The sequence below is a fragment of the Proteiniborus sp. DW1 genome (genome assembly GCF_900095305.1).
Taxonomy (GTDB): domain Bacteria; phylum Bacillota; class Clostridia; order Tissierellales; family Proteiniboraceae; genus Proteiniborus.
This window is the reverse complement of sequence record NZ_FMDO01000034.1, coordinates 16545-35554: the sequence shown is the minus strand read 5'-3', so window position 1 is coordinate 35554 and position 19010 is coordinate 16545. Positions and strand designations below refer to the sequence as shown.

The 19010-nt window shown below is 30.0% G+C and carries 25 protein-coding genes; all 25 read right to left on the bottom strand.

Translation table 11 applies throughout. From position 1 onward, the window contains the following. Nucleotides 1-3: 3 nt before the first annotated feature. Nucleotides 4-1215, bottom strand: a complete 1212-nt coding sequence (xseA, locus tag DW1_RS08660; protein ID WP_074350226.1) for an exodeoxyribonuclease VII large subunit — start codon at nucleotides 1213-1215, stop codon at nucleotides 4-6. Between the two features lies 1 nt (nucleotide 1216). Continuing rightward, nucleotides 1217-2191 (bottom strand): tRNA (adenosine(37)-N6)-threonylcarbamoyltransferase complex transferase subunit TsaD, encoded by a 975-nt coding sequence (locus DW1_RS08655; RefSeq protein WP_074350225.1) that lies wholly within the window; start codon nucleotides 2189-2191, stop codon nucleotides 1217-1219. Then, nucleotides 2184-2597 (bottom strand): transcription antitermination factor NusB, encoded by a 414-nt coding sequence (nusB, locus tag DW1_RS08650; RefSeq protein ID WP_074350224.1) that lies wholly within the window; start codon nucleotides 2595-2597, stop codon nucleotides 2184-2186. The genes DW1_RS08655 and nusB overlap by 8 nt, the downstream gene beginning before the upstream one ends. A 78-nt stretch (nucleotides 2598-2675) precedes the next feature. Further along, complete coding sequence (locus tag DW1_RS08645) at nucleotides 2676-3062, bottom strand: Asp23/Gls24 family envelope stress response protein (protein WP_074350223.1); 387 nt, start codon at nucleotides 3060-3062, stop codon at nucleotides 2676-2678. Between the two features lie 74 nt (nucleotides 3063-3136). Then, on the bottom strand, nucleotides 3137-3802 hold the full coding sequence (locus DW1_RS08640) for a SpoIIIAH-like family protein (protein ID WP_074350222.1): 666 nt from the start codon (nucleotides 3800-3802) through the stop codon (nucleotides 3137-3139). An 11-nt stretch (nucleotides 3803-3813) separates the two neighbouring features. Then, nucleotides 3814-4404, bottom strand: a complete 591-nt coding sequence (spoIIIAG, locus tag DW1_RS08635; protein WP_074350221.1) for a stage III sporulation protein AG — start codon at nucleotides 4402-4404, stop codon at nucleotides 3814-3816. A gap of 22 nt (nucleotides 4405-4426) precedes the next feature. After that, nucleotides 4427-5035 (bottom strand): stage III sporulation protein AF, encoded by a 609-nt coding sequence (spoIIIAF, locus tag DW1_RS08630; protein ID WP_159433575.1) that lies wholly within the window; start codon nucleotides 5033-5035, stop codon nucleotides 4427-4429. Nucleotides 5036-5057: 22 nt separating this feature from the next. After that, nucleotides 5058-6242 carry a stage III sporulation protein AE gene (gene spoIIIAE / locus DW1_RS08625; protein WP_074350219.1) on the bottom strand — a complete coding sequence of 395 codons (1185 nt, stop codon included), beginning with the start codon at nucleotides 6240-6242 and terminating at the stop codon, nucleotides 5058-5060. A gap of 12 nt (nucleotides 6243-6254) precedes the next feature. Next, the gene (spoIIIAD, locus tag DW1_RS08620) at nucleotides 6255-6641 is read right to left on the bottom strand and encodes a stage III sporulation protein AD (RefSeq protein ID WP_074350218.1); all 387 of its coding nucleotides are present in this window, start codon (nucleotides 6639-6641) and stop codon (nucleotides 6255-6257) included. 14 nt (nucleotides 6642-6655) lie between these two features. Next, entirely contained in the window at nucleotides 6656-6853 is a 198-nt protein-coding gene (gene spoIIIAC / locus DW1_RS08615) for a stage III sporulation protein AC (protein WP_074350217.1), read from the bottom strand. 13 nt (nucleotides 6854-6866) lie between these two features. Further along, nucleotides 6867-7391: a stage III sporulation protein AB gene (locus tag DW1_RS08610; RefSeq protein WP_074350216.1), complete on the bottom strand. Its 525-nt coding sequence runs from the start codon at nucleotides 7389-7391 to the stop codon at nucleotides 6867-6869. Between the two features lie 21 nt (nucleotides 7392-7412). Further along, complete coding sequence (gene spoIIIAA / locus DW1_RS08605) at nucleotides 7413-8420, bottom strand: stage III sporulation protein AA (RefSeq protein ID WP_074350215.1); 1008 nt, start codon at nucleotides 8418-8420, stop codon at nucleotides 7413-7415. 106 nt (nucleotides 8421-8526) lie between these two features. Further along, a complete protein-coding gene (locus DW1_RS08600) occupies nucleotides 8527-8925 on the bottom strand; it encodes a CD1247 N-terminal domain-containing protein (protein ID WP_074350214.1) in 399 nt (132 codons plus the stop codon). A 43-nt stretch (nucleotides 8926-8968) separates the two neighbouring features. Then, nucleotides 8969-9526 (bottom strand): elongation factor P, encoded by a 558-nt coding sequence (efp, locus tag DW1_RS08595; RefSeq protein WP_074350213.1) that lies wholly within the window; start codon nucleotides 9524-9526, stop codon nucleotides 8969-8971. Nucleotides 9527-9775: 249 nt separating this feature from the next. After that, a complete protein-coding gene (locus DW1_RS08590) occupies nucleotides 9776-10042 on the bottom strand; it encodes a late competence development ComFB family protein (RefSeq protein ID WP_074350212.1) in 267 nt (88 codons plus the stop codon). Nucleotides 10043-10103: 61 nt separating this feature from the next. Beyond that, nucleotides 10104-10544, bottom strand: coding sequence for a pilus assembly FimT family protein (locus tag DW1_RS08585; protein WP_074350211.1), 441 nt, complete (start codon nucleotides 10542-10544; stop codon nucleotides 10104-10106). A gap of 2 nt (nucleotides 10545-10546) precedes the next feature. Further along, nucleotides 10547-11113: a prepilin-type N-terminal cleavage/methylation domain-containing protein gene (locus DW1_RS08580; protein WP_074350210.1), complete on the bottom strand. Its 567-nt coding sequence runs from the start codon at nucleotides 11111-11113 to the stop codon at nucleotides 10547-10549. A gap of 7 nt (nucleotides 11114-11120) precedes the next feature. Then, entirely contained in the window at nucleotides 11121-11777 is a 657-nt protein-coding gene (locus DW1_RS08575) for a pilus assembly PilX N-terminal domain-containing protein (protein WP_074350209.1), read from the bottom strand. Nucleotides 11778-11789: 12 nt separating this feature from the next. Next, nucleotides 11790-12149 carry a type IV pilus modification PilV family protein gene (locus DW1_RS08570; RefSeq protein WP_074350208.1) on the bottom strand — a complete coding sequence of 120 codons (360 nt, stop codon included), beginning with the start codon at nucleotides 12147-12149 and terminating at the stop codon, nucleotides 11790-11792. Between the two features lie 270 nt (nucleotides 12150-12419). After that, nucleotides 12420-14429, bottom strand: a complete 2010-nt coding sequence (locus DW1_RS08565) for an S-layer homology domain-containing protein (protein WP_074350207.1) — start codon at nucleotides 14427-14429, stop codon at nucleotides 12420-12422. A gap of 21 nt (nucleotides 14430-14450) precedes the next feature. Next, entirely contained in the window at nucleotides 14451-15809 is a 1359-nt protein-coding gene (locus tag DW1_RS08560; RefSeq protein WP_159433574.1) for a LysM peptidoglycan-binding domain-containing protein, read from the bottom strand. A 7-nt stretch (nucleotides 15810-15816) separates the two neighbouring features. Continuing rightward, nucleotides 15817-16389: a PilN domain-containing protein gene (locus DW1_RS08555; protein WP_074350205.1), complete on the bottom strand. Its 573-nt coding sequence runs from the start codon at nucleotides 16387-16389 to the stop codon at nucleotides 15817-15819. Between the two features lie 4 nt (nucleotides 16390-16393). Then, the gene (gene pilM / locus DW1_RS08550; RefSeq protein ID WP_074350204.1) at nucleotides 16394-17458 is read right to left on the bottom strand and encodes a type IV pilus assembly protein PilM; all 1065 of its coding nucleotides are present in this window, start codon (nucleotides 17456-17458) and stop codon (nucleotides 16394-16396) included. Between the two features lie 161 nt (nucleotides 17459-17619). Continuing rightward, a complete protein-coding gene (locus tag DW1_RS08545; protein ID WP_074350203.1) occupies nucleotides 17620-18381 on the bottom strand; it encodes a prepilin peptidase in 762 nt (253 codons plus the stop codon). A gap of 111 nt (nucleotides 18382-18492) precedes the next feature. Then, entirely contained in the window at nucleotides 18493-18945 is a 453-nt protein-coding gene (locus DW1_RS08540; RefSeq protein WP_074350202.1) for a type II secretion system protein, read from the bottom strand. Nucleotides 18946-19010: the final 65 nt, after the last annotated feature.

Genomic DNA, 19010 nt, shown 5'->3' with positions numbered 1-19010 from the left:
AAATCACCTTCCCTCACGTTGATTCTTAGTAACCCTTACTTCTAAACTTCCATCACTAAGAGTTAAATTTAACACATCATTAATATAAGTTTGTTCAATTGACTTTACAACCTTCCGATTTTTATCTGTTGCTATAGAATAACCTCTTTTTAAAACAGCAAGAGGACTTAATGAATCTAACTTGTTTCCAAATAGATTTAACTTATTTTTGTTTTCACTATTACTTTGATTCATTGCTTTAATTAAATCTCTTAATAATATATCAAGTCTTTGTCTATTATTGTTTAGTACATTAGAAGGACTATTTAATAAAAGCTTATCATAGGTATGTACAAGCTTGTTTTTTTTCATTCTTATGGATTGGTTAAAAATATTAATTAATGCTATCAAATTAGAGCTTAATCTATAATTTAGATCATCAATTTGAGGAACCGCAATCTCGCCAGCTGCAGAAGGAGTAGGTGCTCTTAAGTCAGCTACAAAATCTGCAATTGTGAAATCAGTTTCATGTCCTACTGCTGATATTATTGGTAATCTTGAATCGTAAATAGCTCTTGCCACCCTTTCATCATTAAAAGCCCATAGTTCTTCTATACTACCCCCGCCTCTACCTATGATAATTAAATCTATATCAGCTCTTGTATTAAAATATTTTACAGCTCGACATATATCAGTAGGTGCCTGTTCTCCTTGAACTAGTATGGGATATATTATTATTTCTGTACATGGCATTCTTCTTTTCACGACTGAAATAATGTCTTTTATTGCAGCACCAGTTGATGAAGTGGCTACACCAATTTTTTTTGGAATAAAATTTATAGTTTTTTTATTTCTTGTATCAAATAGGCCTTCAGCTTCTAATTTCCTTTTTAATTTTTCAAAGGCTTCAAAAAGCTCACCTATGCCCTTTCTCTTAATATTTCTTACATATAATTGATACGAACCATCTCTTTCATACAATGAAATATATCCATTTACTATAACATGCATTCCGTCTTCAAGTATGCTTATGCTATCATCTATATTATTATTGAATAACACACATCTTATCTTACTTTTATCATCCTTAAGAGTAAAGTACATATTACCATTATAATGAAGCTTAAAATTAGAAATCTCACCTTCTACACCAACATCATATAGTAAAGGATCTCCCATTAGTATTCTCTTAATATACTGAGTTATCTCACTTACTTTAAATGGCTTTAATTCCATCTTACAATCCCCCAAAAGATTTTTCTCCACTTTTAGTTGCTCCAAGAAAAGCAGTACCTATTGCATTATCAGTACAATAATCTGGTGTTGGAAAATATACTTTTCCTATCCCAGATTCATGAATTCTCTCATTTAAAATCTCTCTTATTAAAGTATTAGCTGCTACTCCACCAATAATTAGGATATCATCTATATCATACACTTTAATAGCTTCTATAACAACATTTGTTAATGCACAGGCAATACAATAGAATACACTGTTTGATATATCTTCCTTAGGGCATATGTTTCCATCAATTAATCTATAAAAAAAGGTTTCTGCACCGGAGAAATTAATCCAAGTATCATGTGTGTTGATAGGTATATTTTTACTTATGATATTTCCCTTTTGGGAAAGCATATCCAACTCTTTTCCAGAAGGAAATGTAAATCCTAACCTTACTCCAATTCTATCAATTAGCTGACCTGCACTAATATCCTTAGTTCCTCCAATGAGCTCTATATCATAATTTTTTTTATTATCTTTTACTAAAAGAAGCTCTGAGGTGCCACCTGAAATATGAAAAGCCAATAAAGTCCTTTTGTGCTTCAAATTGCTTCCTAATATACCTGCTGCTATATGCCCATCCTGATGACTAAATTCTTTATACTCAGTATTAAGAATTCTAGATACAACAAAAGCCTGTCCTTGAGCAACTTTAAAAACAGGCATATATGACTCTTTTAAATTCCTAGGTTTAACACTGGCTGACACAGTTTTGACTTTAGTTAAATCTATTTTATGAGACAAAGTATCAATCATTCTTGGAATATTGTTCAAATGCTGAAAGACCGCTTCCTGTTGTCTTAATCCCCTATCTCCCTGCTTTACTTGTAGAAGCTTTCTATCATCAAATATTACATTATGAGTCTCATCGACTATAGCAATAGATGTAGTGTAGGCACTGGTGTCTATCCCCATATGGTAGTTAGTCATTTACATCATTCCCATCTCTTGCAATAGAACCTAGAAGTCCGTTTATGAATTTACTAGATTCACTAGTACTATATTTTTTACTAATATCTATAGCTTCATTTATAGACACCTCAACTGGAATATCATCTCTAAATAATATTTCATAAATTGCAATTCTAAGAATAGCCAAGTCTACCCTTGGTAATCTATTGATTTTCCATCCTAATGCATATTGCTCTATTTTGCCATCTATCAACTCAATATTCTCAGTTATACTATTGACTGTGTTTTGGATATATTCCTTTTCATCATCAGAAAACTCATTATTATTAAGAAAAAAATCTACAGCCTCAGAAGAAAAATCATTGTTTATCTGCATTTGAAACAATAACTTCATTGCTGATTCCCTAGCTAGCTTTCTTCCCATAACTAACCTCCTTTAGCTTTAAGTTAAGTTAACCCTCTGAAAATTCAGAGGGCTCATATTTAAAATTAACTATATTTGTTATTCTTCCTTATGCTCTTTTTCAATATTCACACCTTGAATATTTATATTAACCTCAACTACATTTAAACCTGTCATTGTTTCAACAGTGTTTTTAACACTTTCTTGCACTTCCCATGCTACTTCTGGTATTTTTGCACCATATTCTACTATTATGTATAAACTAATAGAAACTTCTTTTTCTTTAACTTCAACTTTAACTCCTTTTGAGAAGTTTTTTCTTCCTAACATTTCAGATATTCCACCAGTAATACCACCGCTCATACCTGCCACGCCTTTGATTTCAGTTGCTGCTAGGCTTGCTATAATGCCAACTACTTCATCAGATATTTTAATTTGACCATAATCATCTACTATCTCATCATTATTTTCTAAGTTATTTGACATATATTTCACCTCCTGCTTTACTTAAAAGCTTACGTTTATATTATATCAAAAGGAGATGCCATTTACAAACATTACTAGAACTTTTTCATGATTTTTATATTTCCTGCTTCTATATCTGTTTCACTTTTTACTATCTCTAATATTTTCACCACATCTTGTTCAGTTAATTCGTTAGTTGATACAACTATTCTTGCACTGTTATCGCCTAAAAATACCAGTGCATCTTCAAATCCTTTTGCTTTTATTAATCCTTCAAGGCTTAATTCTAACTCTGCGACTTGTCCTAAAGCTATTATTTCATCTTGCGCCTTTTCTCTGGTTTCTTCATTAGTGTTATCATTATTAATAATTTCATTCAATCTATCGATTAATGAAGCTCTTAATTTATCACGTGATAGCCTATGTTCGATAAAATAATTGCTACTGCTAAAGCTTTCTTCCTTGGTAATTACGCTTTCTATATTATCATCTGTATCTTTCTTTAAATCGCTTATTTCATCACTTCTACTATCAACTATTTCTATATCTCCCTCAGTTTCTGAATCTTCATTAGATATTTCATCATTATCATAGTCATCTATAATTTTACTTATCTCCATAAGTTGATTTTCCTCATGTTGTTGGTAATCACTTGATGTCTCTCTAAGCGAGCGTTTTGTCAACTCATGATTAACATATCCTACCACCACTAATAAACATACAAGAGCAATAATTAAGGCATTTTTTTTCTTAATATACATACAATTACCCCCTATTTACTAGAATAGACCTCAACCTTATTACCTGAAATACCTAGTACAGTCTTAACTGCTGAATAGAGCTTTTCTTTCACTTCAATATTTTCAGCTCCTTCCGCAACAACAATTACTCCTCTAACTTTTGGTTTTGTCTCTTTCATTATCATTAATGAACTTCCACCGCTTCCAACGACTATTTGCTGTGAAAGGTCTTCTCTTGTAACCTCTCTAGTTCCTCCTTGAGCATCTTTTTCATCTGTCTTTTCTATGGTTTGACTAGTATTAAATACTGGTATCTTTTCAGAGGTATCATCAAAGGTTATCATTACATGAACCTCTCCTACTCCCCTTATTTTCTTCAAGATTTCTTCGAGTTTTCTCTCCATGTTATTAACATAGTCTTCTTCTGTAGAATCCGTTATGTACTTTTCGGTTTGACCATAATCAATTCCATTTGTGGGTAGATTACTATTATTATTCTTTTCACCTAAAAAATAATTTGATAAAAGTAAAACAATAGCACCAGCAAATAGCAAAATAATTAAATTTGATGCATTTTTTTTCTGATTTTTTGGATCAAAAAATTCTTTTAATTTCTCAAGCATAACTTATCCCCCTTAAAGTACTTTAAGCGTTTAGTATTACTATTATCTTTTCTTTAGGAACCTTGTAATAAGATGAAATAGAATCAACTATCTCTTCAAACCCAGGTGGATTAACAGTGTCATTCTTATAGAGATTAGATTTATTTGCATTTATTGTAATTCTTTCTATTTCATTTATTTTAATACTCTTCTGATTTAGATTATTATTGTTTTTTGTTCCTAGGTATACTTTAATATCTAAAATTTTCCCAAAATCTTCAGTTTCAATATCCTCATTTATAGATACATTTACATCTAATACACTATAATCTATATCATCTCTCACAAACTCTGATATTTCTCTTTCTATTTTTTCCTTATATACTTCTATTATTTGCTGGTTCTGAGTTTCAATATACTTTGTCTCTCTTTCCACTTTAAAAGTATTATAGCTTTGAAGGTTATAGAACACCTCTCTATCTATATTTATATCGTTATTCATAAATTTTATGATTGGATTTATCAAAACAATTATTATCAATAGTCCAAGTATCATATTAATGTATTTTTTCATATTGCTATTAGGTAATAAAATTTCTATAAAAGCAATAAAGAAAATAGTTACAACAATATTTATGATCCAATTTTTCACGAATTCAATCATCTTATCACCTTTACCTTAGCATTACTGTAGCATTTCCAGCACCTATAATAATAGTCACTGCAATGAAGAACATTACACCTACAGAAGTAACAGTCGCCAAAAGCATTATTAAAGATTTGCTTATTTCATTGAAACTATCTACTATTTTACTGTTTGTAATAGGCTCTACTAAAGCACCTGCAACTTTATATATAAAAATTAAAGATATAATTTTAATAATAGGTATGATACAAATAAAAAATAAAGAAACCATACCTATAGAGCCTACAGCATTTTTCAAAACCATAGAACAGCCTACGACTGTTTCCATAACATCTGAAAGGAACTTACCCACTATTGGAATAAACTTATCTACTGCAAACTTAGCAGTTCTTATCGTCACCCCATCTACCTTGGCCGTCATAGTTCCCTGGATCGAGATAATCCCTATAAAAATAGTAAGGGAAACGCCTATGATAACTATTGAAATCTGCCTAATGATACTTGAAATTTTTGTTATTTTTATCCTTGAAGATATTTTACATATTATACCTACTACTGTAGAGTAAAAAATTAGCGGTAAGATTATATCTTTCATAAGTGTGCTTACTATACTTACTACACCCAAAATTACAGGCTTAAATAACGAGGAAGTTGTTATTCCTCCCACTGCAACTAATAAAGTCAAAAGAATAGGTAAAAGAACCTGCATCAAAGCTACCATATCATTTATTGCCTTCCACGTTATGTTCATTGCTATAACAAAACTCTTTATTGATAAGGATATTAGTATTAAATAGCAGACATAGAATGCTACCTCTCCAACTGCATCACTTTCAAATGCACTCTGTATATTAGTAAATATTGAACATATTATACCTAGTATCAAAAGCTTGGCTAAAAGAGAAGAATTTGCTATTACTTCACTAAATATTATTTTTAAAATCCCATTTAATAGTTTCCCACCGTCAAGAATTTTTTCACCTTTTATTAGGGAAACTATGAATTCCTTAAAATTAATTTCTGGCAATGCATCTTTAGTTGTATTGTTAATTTCTCTAACTAACTGCTCTAATTCATCTATTTTAAGACTTTCCATTTGTTTTTCTATTAGTTGATCTAGACTTAAAGTATCTCCATCTCCAGCAAATACATTAGAAGAAAAAAACAATATCATAACTGTCATTAAAACTAGTACACATATCTTCTTTATCATTTTGTTCTCACCTTATGGTATTATTTTTATAATTAAATCTAACAGTGAAGTAAGCACAGGAACTGCCAAAACCATAATCAAGATTTTACCAGCTAATTCTACTTTTGCAGCAATTGCCCCCTCTCCTGCATCTCTAGCAATTTGTGCTCCAAATTCTGCTATATAAGCTACCCCAATAACTTTAAGAATTGTGGTAAAGTACAGTAAATCCATATCTACTCTTTTAGCTAGATTATTTAATACTTCTATCACATAATTCAGTTTACCAATAACGAAGATAAAGATTATTAGTCCAGTTACTATACTAACTTGAAGTGCAAATTCAGGTTTTTGTTGTCTCAGAATAACAGATAATATTGTAGCAATAATCCCTATACCAACAATTTGAATGATTTCCATATATATCACCCTCATTAGTACAATTGAAAAATAGTTTTTACACTATCAAAAAGCTGGCTTATTAAAGTCAATACCATAGTGAGTACTATCACCACTCCTGCTAATGTAACCGCATGAGCATACTCTTCTTTCCCTACTTTTTCTAAAACTGTATGAAGTATGCCTACTACTATTCCAATTCCTGCTATCTTAAATATCAAATCTATATTCATACCTATCTCCTTTCTAATATAGAGCTAGCACTATACCAAAACCTATTAAAATGCCTAAACTTTTGTACATCTTTCCATTTTTTAATTTTTCTTCCTCAGCTTCTCTTTGCTGTGCTTTAAGTTGTACTTCTAGAACCTTAAAATATTTCTCTTGGTCAGTTCTATTAGATATTCCTAAACTACGACCAAATGATAATATTATTTCTATATCCTGTTCTTTAAAACAAAGGCCCTCGTTCAGTTCTGAAGCTATATGTAAAAAACCATCATATACATTTGAGTTCTTATTGTTAAGCAGATAATTTCTTATTTCATCAAAAATATACGATACTTTTTTGTTCCCTTTATTGTATACTTCCTTTAATGCATCAGGTAAGGGATTAGCAGCATAAATAATCTCAGTTTCCAAAATCTGAATACAGTGTTGAAAATTTATAAGATTGCTTAATCTTTCATTATAAAGTTTACTGTAAGAAAACCCCAAAGTTGTGGATGACAAGATTATTATTAAACAAGCTAATGTTTTGATCATAAACATATAGTTTCCCCTTTTCCCATATTACCTTAAAACTGACTTAAAGCTATTTCCGTCAAGAATGTCTTGTAAACTTCCCACTCCATTTTCATTGTCAATTATAATTATTCTTTCAAAAACTTTCTCTGATATAATGACTTTAAGTTTTGGTTTGCTTAAAATATCGCTTATGCCATCACCATGTACAGTTGAAATTATTTTTACCCCAGCCTTAATGGCTTCATGTATAGCTTTAATATCTTTTTCATCACCTATTTCATCGGTAGCTATTACATTAGGTGACATAGACCTTAATAAAAGCATTATACCTTCATGCTTTCGACAGCTATCAATAATATCTGTTCTAACTCCTACGTCATTTTGTGGACAGCCTTTATAGCTTCCTCCTAGCTCTGATCTTTCATCCACAACTCCTACCTTTAGTCCTCTAAAGTTTATGCTAGGAATTCCATTGCTGATATTTCTTATAATATCTCTTAGCAAAGTAGTTTTGCCGCATTGGGGAGGAGATACTAAAAGGGTATTGTATATGGTGTTTGGTTTCCTAATTATATATCTCATAATATCATTTGAAACTCCAATTATTTCCTTAGCTATTCTTAAGTTTAATGAGGAGACATCCCTTATAGACTCAACCCCATTAGGTCCATAAACAACCTTGCCAGTAATCCCAACTCTATGCCCTCCTCTGACTGTAATAAATCCATTTCTCAGCTCTTCCTCAATGGAATATATTGAATAATTGCTAATAAGTTGAAAGGTCCTAGATATGTGTTTATTGTCAATAGTAATACAGTTATATGGCTCAGCTTCCAAAGTACCATTATGAGTAACAAAGTAATCCTTGCTCCCAAGGCTTATCATAAGAGGTTTTCCATTTCGAAGCCTTATTTCTTCTATCTTTTCAGCCACACTCTTAGGCAACTTTGAAAGAGTGCTTGTCAACTCTGGATCTATGAAATTTAGCACTTCTTTGTAGGCATTGATTTTGTCAGGTTGTATTGATTTGATAAAATTATTATTTACTTCCATAAATATAACATGTCCCTCCTTTTATATATAATTATGACGAGCTTTTTATAATATGCTAAAAAATAAAAAAACCTAGTGCTTTACACTAGGTTTTTTTGTAAAAATGTTATTCGCAATCACATTCACAGGATATTAATCTTTGACAATTTGGGCACTCTACCTTACCATCATCTGATACTAACTCTGAGTCAAAATATACAACTTCATTACAGTAAGGACATTCAGCTTCAACGTAGTCAATATCGTCATCTTCAAAATCATCTTCAAAATCATCTTCAAGAGTTCCGAAAACTTCTTCCTCTACATCTGCTAGGTCTTCATCAATAAAGTCCACATATTCGTTTAATTCCTCTTGGTCCTCATTTAAATCAGAAATTGCATCTGCAAAGTCTTCTAATGCATCTATAATATGCAATAAAAGCTTTCCTTCTCTACTCTTATCTTCAATTTCTAATCCCTCTGCTAAACCTCTTAAATATGCAACTCTTTCATATAAATAATCCACAACTAACCCTCCCTATATAAATTTACTTATCTCATATTGTTGCCTAAACTCGTGATAAATACTCATCTGTTCTTGTATCAATTTTAATTTTATCACCGATATTAATAAATAATGGAACTAGCACTGTTGCACCAGTTTCAACTGTTGCAGGCTTTGTTGCTCCAGTAGCAGTATCTCCCTTTACTCCAGGTTCAGTATGAGTTACCAATAATTCAACGAAGTTAGGTGCTTGAACATCAAAAGCATTTCCTTTATAAAACCTTACTAGGGTTGTATCGTTTTCTTTAATATACTTTATAGCACTCTCAACTTGGTCATAATTAAAAGGTACCTGTTCAAAAGTCTCTGTATCCATAAAATAATATAGCTCACCGTCATTATATAGATATTGCATTTCTTTTGTTTCAATATGAGCCTTTGGGAATTTATCTGATGGGTTAAAAGTTGTTTCCTTCTGGCCACCTGTTATTATATTTTTAATCTTTGCTCTAACAAAAGCTGCACCCTTACCAGGCTTAACATGCTGAAAGTCAACTATCTGATAAATATCTCCATCCATTTCAAATGTAATACCTTTTTTAAAATCATTTGCTGAAATCATAATTTACCTCCTACTTCATGTTTAAAATTAATTATATTAAGTCTTAAAAACGTATATATACAGCATCCAGTATCTATTATTTATTATTAAACTAGAAGCCATTCTTTATAACACTTATATAGACTTAATTATAAATTTTATGTATTTATTTAGAAAAGAAATATTTTCTATACTATAATAACACAATTCTCTATTTTTGAATAGAAAAATCATATCATTATCAATATTTTCTCTATATAATTTATTTTTTTATTCATGATGTGGTTGTGTTGACACTATCTTAATTGCTTTAGTTATTTCCCTTATTATATCAACCTCATATTGTGGTTCTAGTTCTCTGACTTTTGTAAATAATTTACCTTTCTCAGTTACTGTATAGCGAGGTGGTAAATTATTCAGTGCTATAGCTGTAATATCCAATTTACATTTATTGCACTTACATACATTTTTGTATCTATCTAATATTCTATCAATATTCTTACTAACCGCGTCTTCCATATAGTTATGTAGTTCCAAATTACTTCCTCCTCAGATATTCTATTATGTTATATAATTCTACTTAAGTTTACTATATCCTTCAAAAAAACTCGTCTTTTAATAATATTCTTCCTGTTGAAGGTACAATAGTAATTTCACAATACTTATTTTTCTTGTTATCAAATATTGTTATGGTTCCTCCACAATTAGGAGATCCATTGTAAGTAAAGTAAATCTCTCCTTTAGGGAAATTACTCGTCATTTTAAAATCCTTCTCTAATTTTACCCTTTTTATGACCTTATATCCTTCTTTAATTGTATACTGAGTACCTTCTAAGGAGATAAGATAAGACTTACCTTCAGTCATTTTCATATATCTTATGTTTCTTATATCGTCCCTTAGAGTCCTACTGATTGTCATCAAATAATAGTCTCTTCTTTCTATTTTGGGCATAATAATTGCTACTAAAAGAGCTAATATTGAAATAACTAATATCAACTCTATAAGAGTCATTCCCTTAACAAATTTTTTACTTTTCATCACTACCTCCTATGGTAGTTTCTAAAAAAAAGCTGGGTTCTAAAAGCTTTCTTTTTACCATTAATGTTAAACAATATTTCTAAGGCTAAACCCTTAGCTTCGGTATAAATATTATCTACGTGAATCGGTTCCACTTCAATCTTTTCAATATAATTCCCTACCTCAACTGTTGAAACACCTGATAATCCTTCCCCATATTTTAAATTATAATAGTTATGACTTGGATCCTTACTTAATTGAAATATATATCCTTCATCATCAGCTTCAGGTATGTTTTTAAATATTACCTTTTTTAAATTAACTTTTTCATTAGTTTCATGCTTAGTAATACCATTATCATCCTGTAAATAAGTAATTCCTATGGACTCAATTATTTTGTCTTCAAGAAAACCTATAATAAATTGACTCTGCTGCTGAAGTTCTATATCTTTATCGTTAATGTGAAACATAGATATATTAGAAATCAAAATCGACAAAATAATTGATAGAATAATACCTGTTAAAGCTAAGGATATTATTAGTTCTATAAGGGTAAACCCTCTATTCGAGATTCTATAATCAAATAACATTCACTATCTACCTTTCCTTTTTCCATTCAATAATTCTAATGATATCTTCAGATTTTAGCTCATTATTTAGAATTATATCACTATAGTTTGGAATGTTTATTTCGTACTTCAGTGTTATATCACTCCTTATATAACCATTCATGTAAGTAGATTTAACTTCTATCTGGAAAAAATTTGTTCCCTCGATTATCTTAGGACTAATTTTAGGATAGCCATTATTATATACTACATAGGATTCGCTATTTTTTAACACTGAAATAAGGCTATGGTTGGGATATATATCTGTACAATTACCCTTTATAAAGTTCTTAAAAGCTTTACTAAAGACAATGTTTCTTCTATCTTCTGTTATCTCGTCGGCTATAGCAAACAGTCTATTATTAATTTTATTATTTATTTGGTTATCTATTTCATTAAACTCTTCAGCTTTAGATACAGCATAATCAAAAGCTTTAGCTACAAACTCCTTAGCAATAACAAGAGATTCTTCTATGCCAGCTTCCGCTAAGTAAAAGTTCTGCTTGACTAAGCTATTTGTTTTTTTCATTTTGAAATTAAAAACAGCAAGAGACATTACCATAGTTCCTATTAAAACTATTACTGATATTATAAGTAATAAGACGATAAGTGTGGACCCTTTGCTGTCGTATTTAAGTTTATTCACAATAGCTCTCTCCTACCGCATAATTATCTTATATCCTTCAAATCTTTCTATAAGCTCATGGTCTTGTAAAACTTCAATAGTAACTTTATAAAAGTGGTCATACTTGACAACTTTCTCAATATCAATTATCACTTGAGTATTATCATGGATTTCAACGGTTCGTCCAACTGTGATACAATCAGAGGCTTTTATGCTTTCCATATATCCTTGCGCTAGTAGTGTTGCATTATATAAAGATTCTGATTTTCTGTTTATTTTATTAGAATTTATCATTAGAGGAGCAATAGATATCATAACGATTCCTAATATTGAAATGGTAAAAAGTAACTCTATGAGTGAAAGTCCAGAACAGCTTCTTAATTTTCTAATCATACTTTTACTCCTAAAAGATAAGATAATAACTCCAAAAAATAGCTGTAATTTCAAAATATTCAAAAAATTATATTCAACAAATTTCATTAAAATCCTTCTTTTTTTATAAAATTTTATTATATTTCGCTGAAAACATGATTTTTGACTTAAAATAATCAATTATCTTCACTTGTTCAATATATTATTGAAGAATTTTTTATAGAACAAATGTTAGATACATAAAAAATTGGCATACTGCCTATTAATAGAAATGCCAATTTATTAATTTTTTCACTCATTTAGCAGATAAAGCATATAAATTGCTTCTGCTCTTGTTATAGTATTGTCCATAGAATCATAGCTTTTACAACGTGTATCCTTATCCTTCACCATACTATTAGCTACATTAGTCCAATTAAAGTTGTTATCTCCTGTTACTTTTCTCATTATATAGCTAATTTGATTATATGTAACATTATTGTCTACTTTAAATGTATTGTCAAAATAGAGATCAATATAACCATATTTTAACCCATAAGCAACTAGTAGCTTATAGTTACCCAACTTATCATAATCTTCTAATGTTTCAATTTCCATTAACTTATCATCAAGCCCAGTTAAACTCCATTTGTATACCCTACTTAATAATTCAAGCAACTGGCCTCTATTTATAGGCAAATCTGGTCTAAAAGTACTATCATTAAATGGCTCAACAAGTCCTCTTCTTACATAAGCATTAATTTCATCTTTTGCCCAATGTCCTCTTATGTCTTTTAATTTTACAAAATTCTTATCTATGAAAACTGCATAGATTCCACTATCTGTGTTTATAGAACTAGGTCTAATATAAGTGATTATTCTATTATCTATTATTTTACTTGGTAAATAAGTCCAGGAATTATTATTATACTTATATATACCTCCATTCTGAGGACCATAGTATTCAAAGCTTAGCTCAATAGACTTATTGTTATCAAACTCATAAGATGAATTTGCAATTGTAATAGAATATAGTTCAGAGGCCTGAATAAAAGAATTATTAGATTGTAAATAAGTTCTATTAGAGTCCACTAGACCATTGATATTTACTGTCACATCATTATAATAAGTTCCAGCACTTATTTTTACAAAAAATTTATTATCCTTAGTAGCTACTTCACCACCGCTTAATGGTATGATTGTAGTTTTAAGTTTAGTTTGCAAGTTTACAAAGCTTAAATCCTGATATGCTTCAATATATCCTTCACTTAATCCTTCATTATAACCACTAATGAAACCCTCTCTATACTTATCATTATGTAAATATAATTCAAATTCATTAATAATTTCATATTCAGTACTCATATGTCTCAGTGCATCATTATACTGTCCAAGAAGTAAATCCACACTGGCAAGCCCCTCCCCTCTTTCTCTTCCTATTATCTTTCCATGATTATATCCATTTTCATAAGCAATGTTGTTGATAGTTGAACTTGCACTTATAAAGGAATTATTATAGTTCTCTTCATAGGCATAAATAAATGCTTCTACAAAGGCATCTTCATACTCATTGGAATTTAGATTTAATAAAAAGCTGCTAGCTATTATAGGCCTAGTTGGTAAGTTTCTTTTCCAGTTGCATGTTCTTCCGTAGTAATAGTCTCTTTTCCCTTGTAAATCTCCTAATAACCCGCCGAAATATCCACCATCACTTTTTCCTTGTTTAAAAGTTCTTTCAAATGGTTCAAATTTTGCTTTTCTATATGCTTCCTCATAGCCTTCCTGAAACTTAGTTTTGAAAGCATTCATAAAAGCAGCTCTATGGTCACTTGTTTCTTTTCTCAAATCATATATCTCGATTATATCAAAATTAGAGGGAAGAGTCCTGCTCACCATATTCGATTTCCCCTCGTAGTAATCTCTATAACCAAATACTTCTCCCATAACAAACCCAAGTCTTTTTGCATATGAGGTTTTTTCATTTTCATCTTTATCATCTGAATCTCTATAAGTTTTATTGTAACCATTCCTAAAACCATCTTTATATCCATCTATAAAAGCGTTTTTATATATTGTACTCTCCCTATCTAATTTAAACACCTCAATTATTTCATCATTATTAGGTATAGTCCTCAAATAATTTTTACTGTGTCCTCGCACCAAATCATATTCCGCTTCCCTTATACCTTCTACCAAACCTTCAGAATATCCATAACTATAGCCTTCATCAGTAACCGAAGAGAATGAAGTTGTCGGAAAAAAAATAAATAATATGAAAAGAATTAAACTCCAGGTCCCTAATTGCTTTAAAAATTTATTCATATTCATCACCTTTTAATGCGATTAATTTGGTATAACTAATATTTCTCCTGCTTCAAGGCAACTATTATTACTTAGTCCATTTTCCTTCATTATTTCTTTATATTTTAGTTTCGTACCGTAAACTTTCTCACTAATTGACTCTAAGGTGTCACCATATTGAACTAGATAGAATGAAAATGACTTTTCTTGTTTTTGCTCTTCATTATCTCTGAGAGGATATTCTATTTCTATATTATCAAAGAGTATTACTCCGTAATCATCTTTATTTTTCCCTAGTTCAAGATATATTCTTTGAAGTTTCAGTGGATATAAATTTATATCCTGAGGTGGCATTGTCTCTATAAACTCCCACCCTATCCAGTTTACACCTTTTGAAAGTTCTAGGTCAACTTTATTACCTTCTTGATCCTGAAATCTGAAGCCTAAAGTTACAGGAGAATATCCGTAAGAATGAGCCCATACTCCTATAGATGTAGGAGGATATTTTAAGAATATATCTTTATCATCAAAAACTATATATGCCCTTTCCTCCTTATTTTCTGTGTAAATAAAAAACTCAGTACGTAAACTGTATTTACCATGTTTTGAACTGGAAAATTTTGAAACTTTACCAGTCACATCAGGACTTGTTGACATAAAAAATATATCGTCACCTTCAAAATCTTCCAAAGTAATTCTAGTTTTGATTTCTCCATCTATTTGATAATCTTCACCATAAACATCTTCTACTGATTCTGCACTATATCCCTCATATGGGATAAAGGGGTCTTCTTTAATTACTTTTTGAACCTCAGTATTATAAGTTGAATCAATATTACCGTCTATTATTTCATCGTAACTATAAGCATTTAAACTTATCTGTCCAATCAAATTTCCATTATCAGCTTTAGAAATAGTCAGTTGATTTACCAAAAACCTCTTTGATGAAAAAGTTAAATCAGAGAGAAATGTTCCAAGTTCACCATAGCTTCCTTCAAAGGGTATTGATATACCAAGACATTTAGTTTCTATATCTCCTAACATTTCATAATCCGGTACCTTAAAATACATACTAGGAATTTTTAAGCTATTGCTATCAACTATGTCGTTTAACATATGCATTATTTCTGGCTGATCTATAACAGCAAAATACTTATCTTGAATATATCTAACATCTTCATTTAGTTCTGACCACTCTTTAATTATAGTTTTATCCCTTGCAAGAATAGTATCTATCTTAAATAATTCATTATAATAATTGTTTTTTTCCTGTTCAAGTTCTGATATCTTTATAGACTGCCTAGTGAATACAAATCTATAGAATAGCCAAAGTAGCATTACAAGAAGTAAAAGAATCAGTAAATTTTTTTCTTTTTTACTCAAATTTATTCTCTTTTTCATTAGACCTTTAGTCACTATCTTGACTTCCAACTATCTCCACCTCCTTAGGCTTTATGTTAATAGTAAAAGTATAGTAGCCATATTCATAGGAAATAGCTGGTATAAAAATATCTTCGAAGTATTTTATTTCTCCAAGTTTATGCTCAAAATCTGAAATAGACTTCTTATCCTTTGCAATCCCGTCGAGTGTAATTAAATTCGCATTAAGTATCATAGAATTCAAGAATATATTTTCAGGCACTCTAGCAGTTATAGAATCTAATAAATGTTCATTGATAATGTCTTGTGAATCCAAAAAATCATCTAGTTGTCTCAATTGCTCAAATTTCTCTCTTAACTCTTTAATTTTTTTTTCTTTTGCCAGAATCTCATTCATTTTTTTATTTGATTTTCTAGTTTCTACTTGCTGTTTTAATATAATAACTTCCATGTTTAGCTTATTTATTACAACTAAGTTAAAAACTGAAAAAATAATCATACCTAAAATAATAAGGATAGCTAATCCATATAATATGAGATTTTTATTTGGTCTTATAGACTTCTTTTTATTATAAGAATCAAAGAAGTTTAAATCTTCCACATTGTTACACCTCTTCATCTCTTAATAGAGTACTTATGCAGTTGAAGTATTTATTAGGATCAGTTTGGATGCTTACTTTATCTAGGTTATTGAAAACCACTGTATCTATGTTAAAATAATTGGAAAAAAGCTTGTCTACCCCATTTATCTGAGATAGGCCCCCATATAATAATATCATATTGATATCATTCTCCACTTCTTTACTAATATAATACTTAATAATTTTCTCAAGCTTTTCAATTATACTTTCAATAGTTTTTTTTATAACATTAATAAATCTATTGTAATCTGAATAATCAGTGTTAATTTCATTAACATCCCGTATATTATATTTCTTTTCATATAATTCTTCTTTAGTAAAATCAAACAAGTTCATAATATTTCGGTCTAAATCCTCTCCACCTACTTCAATAGCCCTGCTTATCCGAATTTTACCACTCTTTATAATGGATACATTTGTGCTACTGTATCCTAAGTCTATAGCAGCTATAGTTTTTTCTGAAACAAGTATGTGGTTATTTATTGTATCAGTAAACCAAATAAGCTTACTAATTGAATTAGATTGATAGTCTAATACTACTGGTTTTAAGTTTAGATTTGATAGTAAAAAATAGTGTTTTTCTACAATATCTTTAGGAACAGCTACTACTAGTATATTAAGCCTTTCTTTTTCACCATCAAAAAACTTTCCTAATATCTTGTACTGGACTGCATATCTACTAATATCCATAGGCAAATATTCAGGAAGTTGATACATCAGCATTCCACGTATTTCTTTTAGTTCAACTAATGGAAAGAAAACTTCTCTAGTAATAATAGCTGTGCTTTTAATTGTCAAATATGCAGTTTTTGAAGATATTTTATTTTTCTTAAACTCATGTCTTAATGCTTCACTTAAGAGTTTCTCATTTTTTATCCTACCATCTTCATAAGAGCCTTTAGGAGTTAGCAGTGAAAAGGCTTTATTTATTTGTATGAAATCATTGTTTTTTTTTGCTTCAATTATTTTTGTCTCATAGGAGCCTAGGTCAATTGATAGTATGTTTTTGTTGAGTAATGATAGTATCAATTAAGTTCCTCCTTCAGCTTTTCTCTTATTTCATTCCATTATTTAATAAAAAGACATTGATAGTATGTAGATAAAACATTAATCCTAGTAGCAATATTGAAAAAATCGCCCCATTTAAATTTAATCCTTTTTCTGCATTCTTTTTCAAAGAAAATTTCTCTTTAAATTAAAAAACTAAAAACATACCAGTTGATAATACTGTCTCCAAAAAATAAAGCAATACTAAATGCTATGTTTATAAAAGGTCCAAAGGGGATAACATCTTTTCTCTCTTTTTTCTTTAATATCAATAAAAATATTGAAAAAGCTGCTCCTATTATGAATGATAACAATATTGTCAAGATTGTTTTTTTTATTCCCAATATAAAGCCTAATACACTAATGAGCTTTATATCTCCTCCTCCTATCCCCCCTTTTGATGCTATAGCAATAATTAGAAATAATCCTCCGCCTATTAATAAGGCTAGTATACTATCTTGCAAGTTAAATGGTGTTTTATGTATTGCAAACAGTATAGTTTTGTAAAAAATACTTAGTAATAATATAGTACCTACCAAGGAATCAGGTATAATCTGATGGTGGTAATCTATATAACTAATAGTGATCAAAATGCTAATTAATAAGCTATAAAAAACAAAATCAACAGTTGCTGCATAAAAATAAAATATTATAGTATATAAAATACCACTTAATAATTCAACAATAAGGTACTGTGGAGAAATAGTCATCCCACAATATCTACATTTGCCCTTCTGAAATAAAAAGCTAAATATTGGCAGAAGGTCATACCACTTTAAAGGAGTGTTACACTCAGGACAATGAGAAGAGGGATAAACTATAGATTCTTCTCTAGGAATTCTATATATGCATACATTTAGAAATGAACCTATTATACATCCAAATATGCATACTTGTATATACATGTAATCCCTCCTTTACTCAGTCTTGAAACAAAGTCATAAATTTAAACACTAGTAAAATTAAATAAGTGCTTATGAATGTATAATTTACTCTATAATAGAACAAGGTTCCTATCATTCCTCTGGCGGAGTTACATCATTAACTCCATCATTATTCACATCTATCTGCCCAGTATCATAAATAATTACTTTATATCCTTTTCCGTTAACATCTAAGTATGAAGTTCCTGTTGGAGCTTTAGGCCATTCTTGGAGATATTTTGCCCATGCATTAGCAGCTACTGAATCAGCATCAGTAATACTAGAAGCTTTTGTTCCTCCTGCTGGGCTCCAAACTATACTATCTCCTTTAGTTGGCACCCCCTTATCGGCAATAAACATAATTGCAGCACTAGTTAAAGTTTTAATATTAGCCTGATGTACAGTATCTGCCGCCACTGCTCTTGATGTAGTCAATTTAGGTACTGCTATAGCCACCAATATACCCAATATAGCAATAACAACAACTAACTCCACTAAAGTAAAACCTTCTTTATACCTCAAATACTTCTGAATAAATTTAGACATAAGTATCCCCCTCAATTTTGAAAAATACTATACTCTCTGTGTATATCAATGCTTATCTGGCCTCT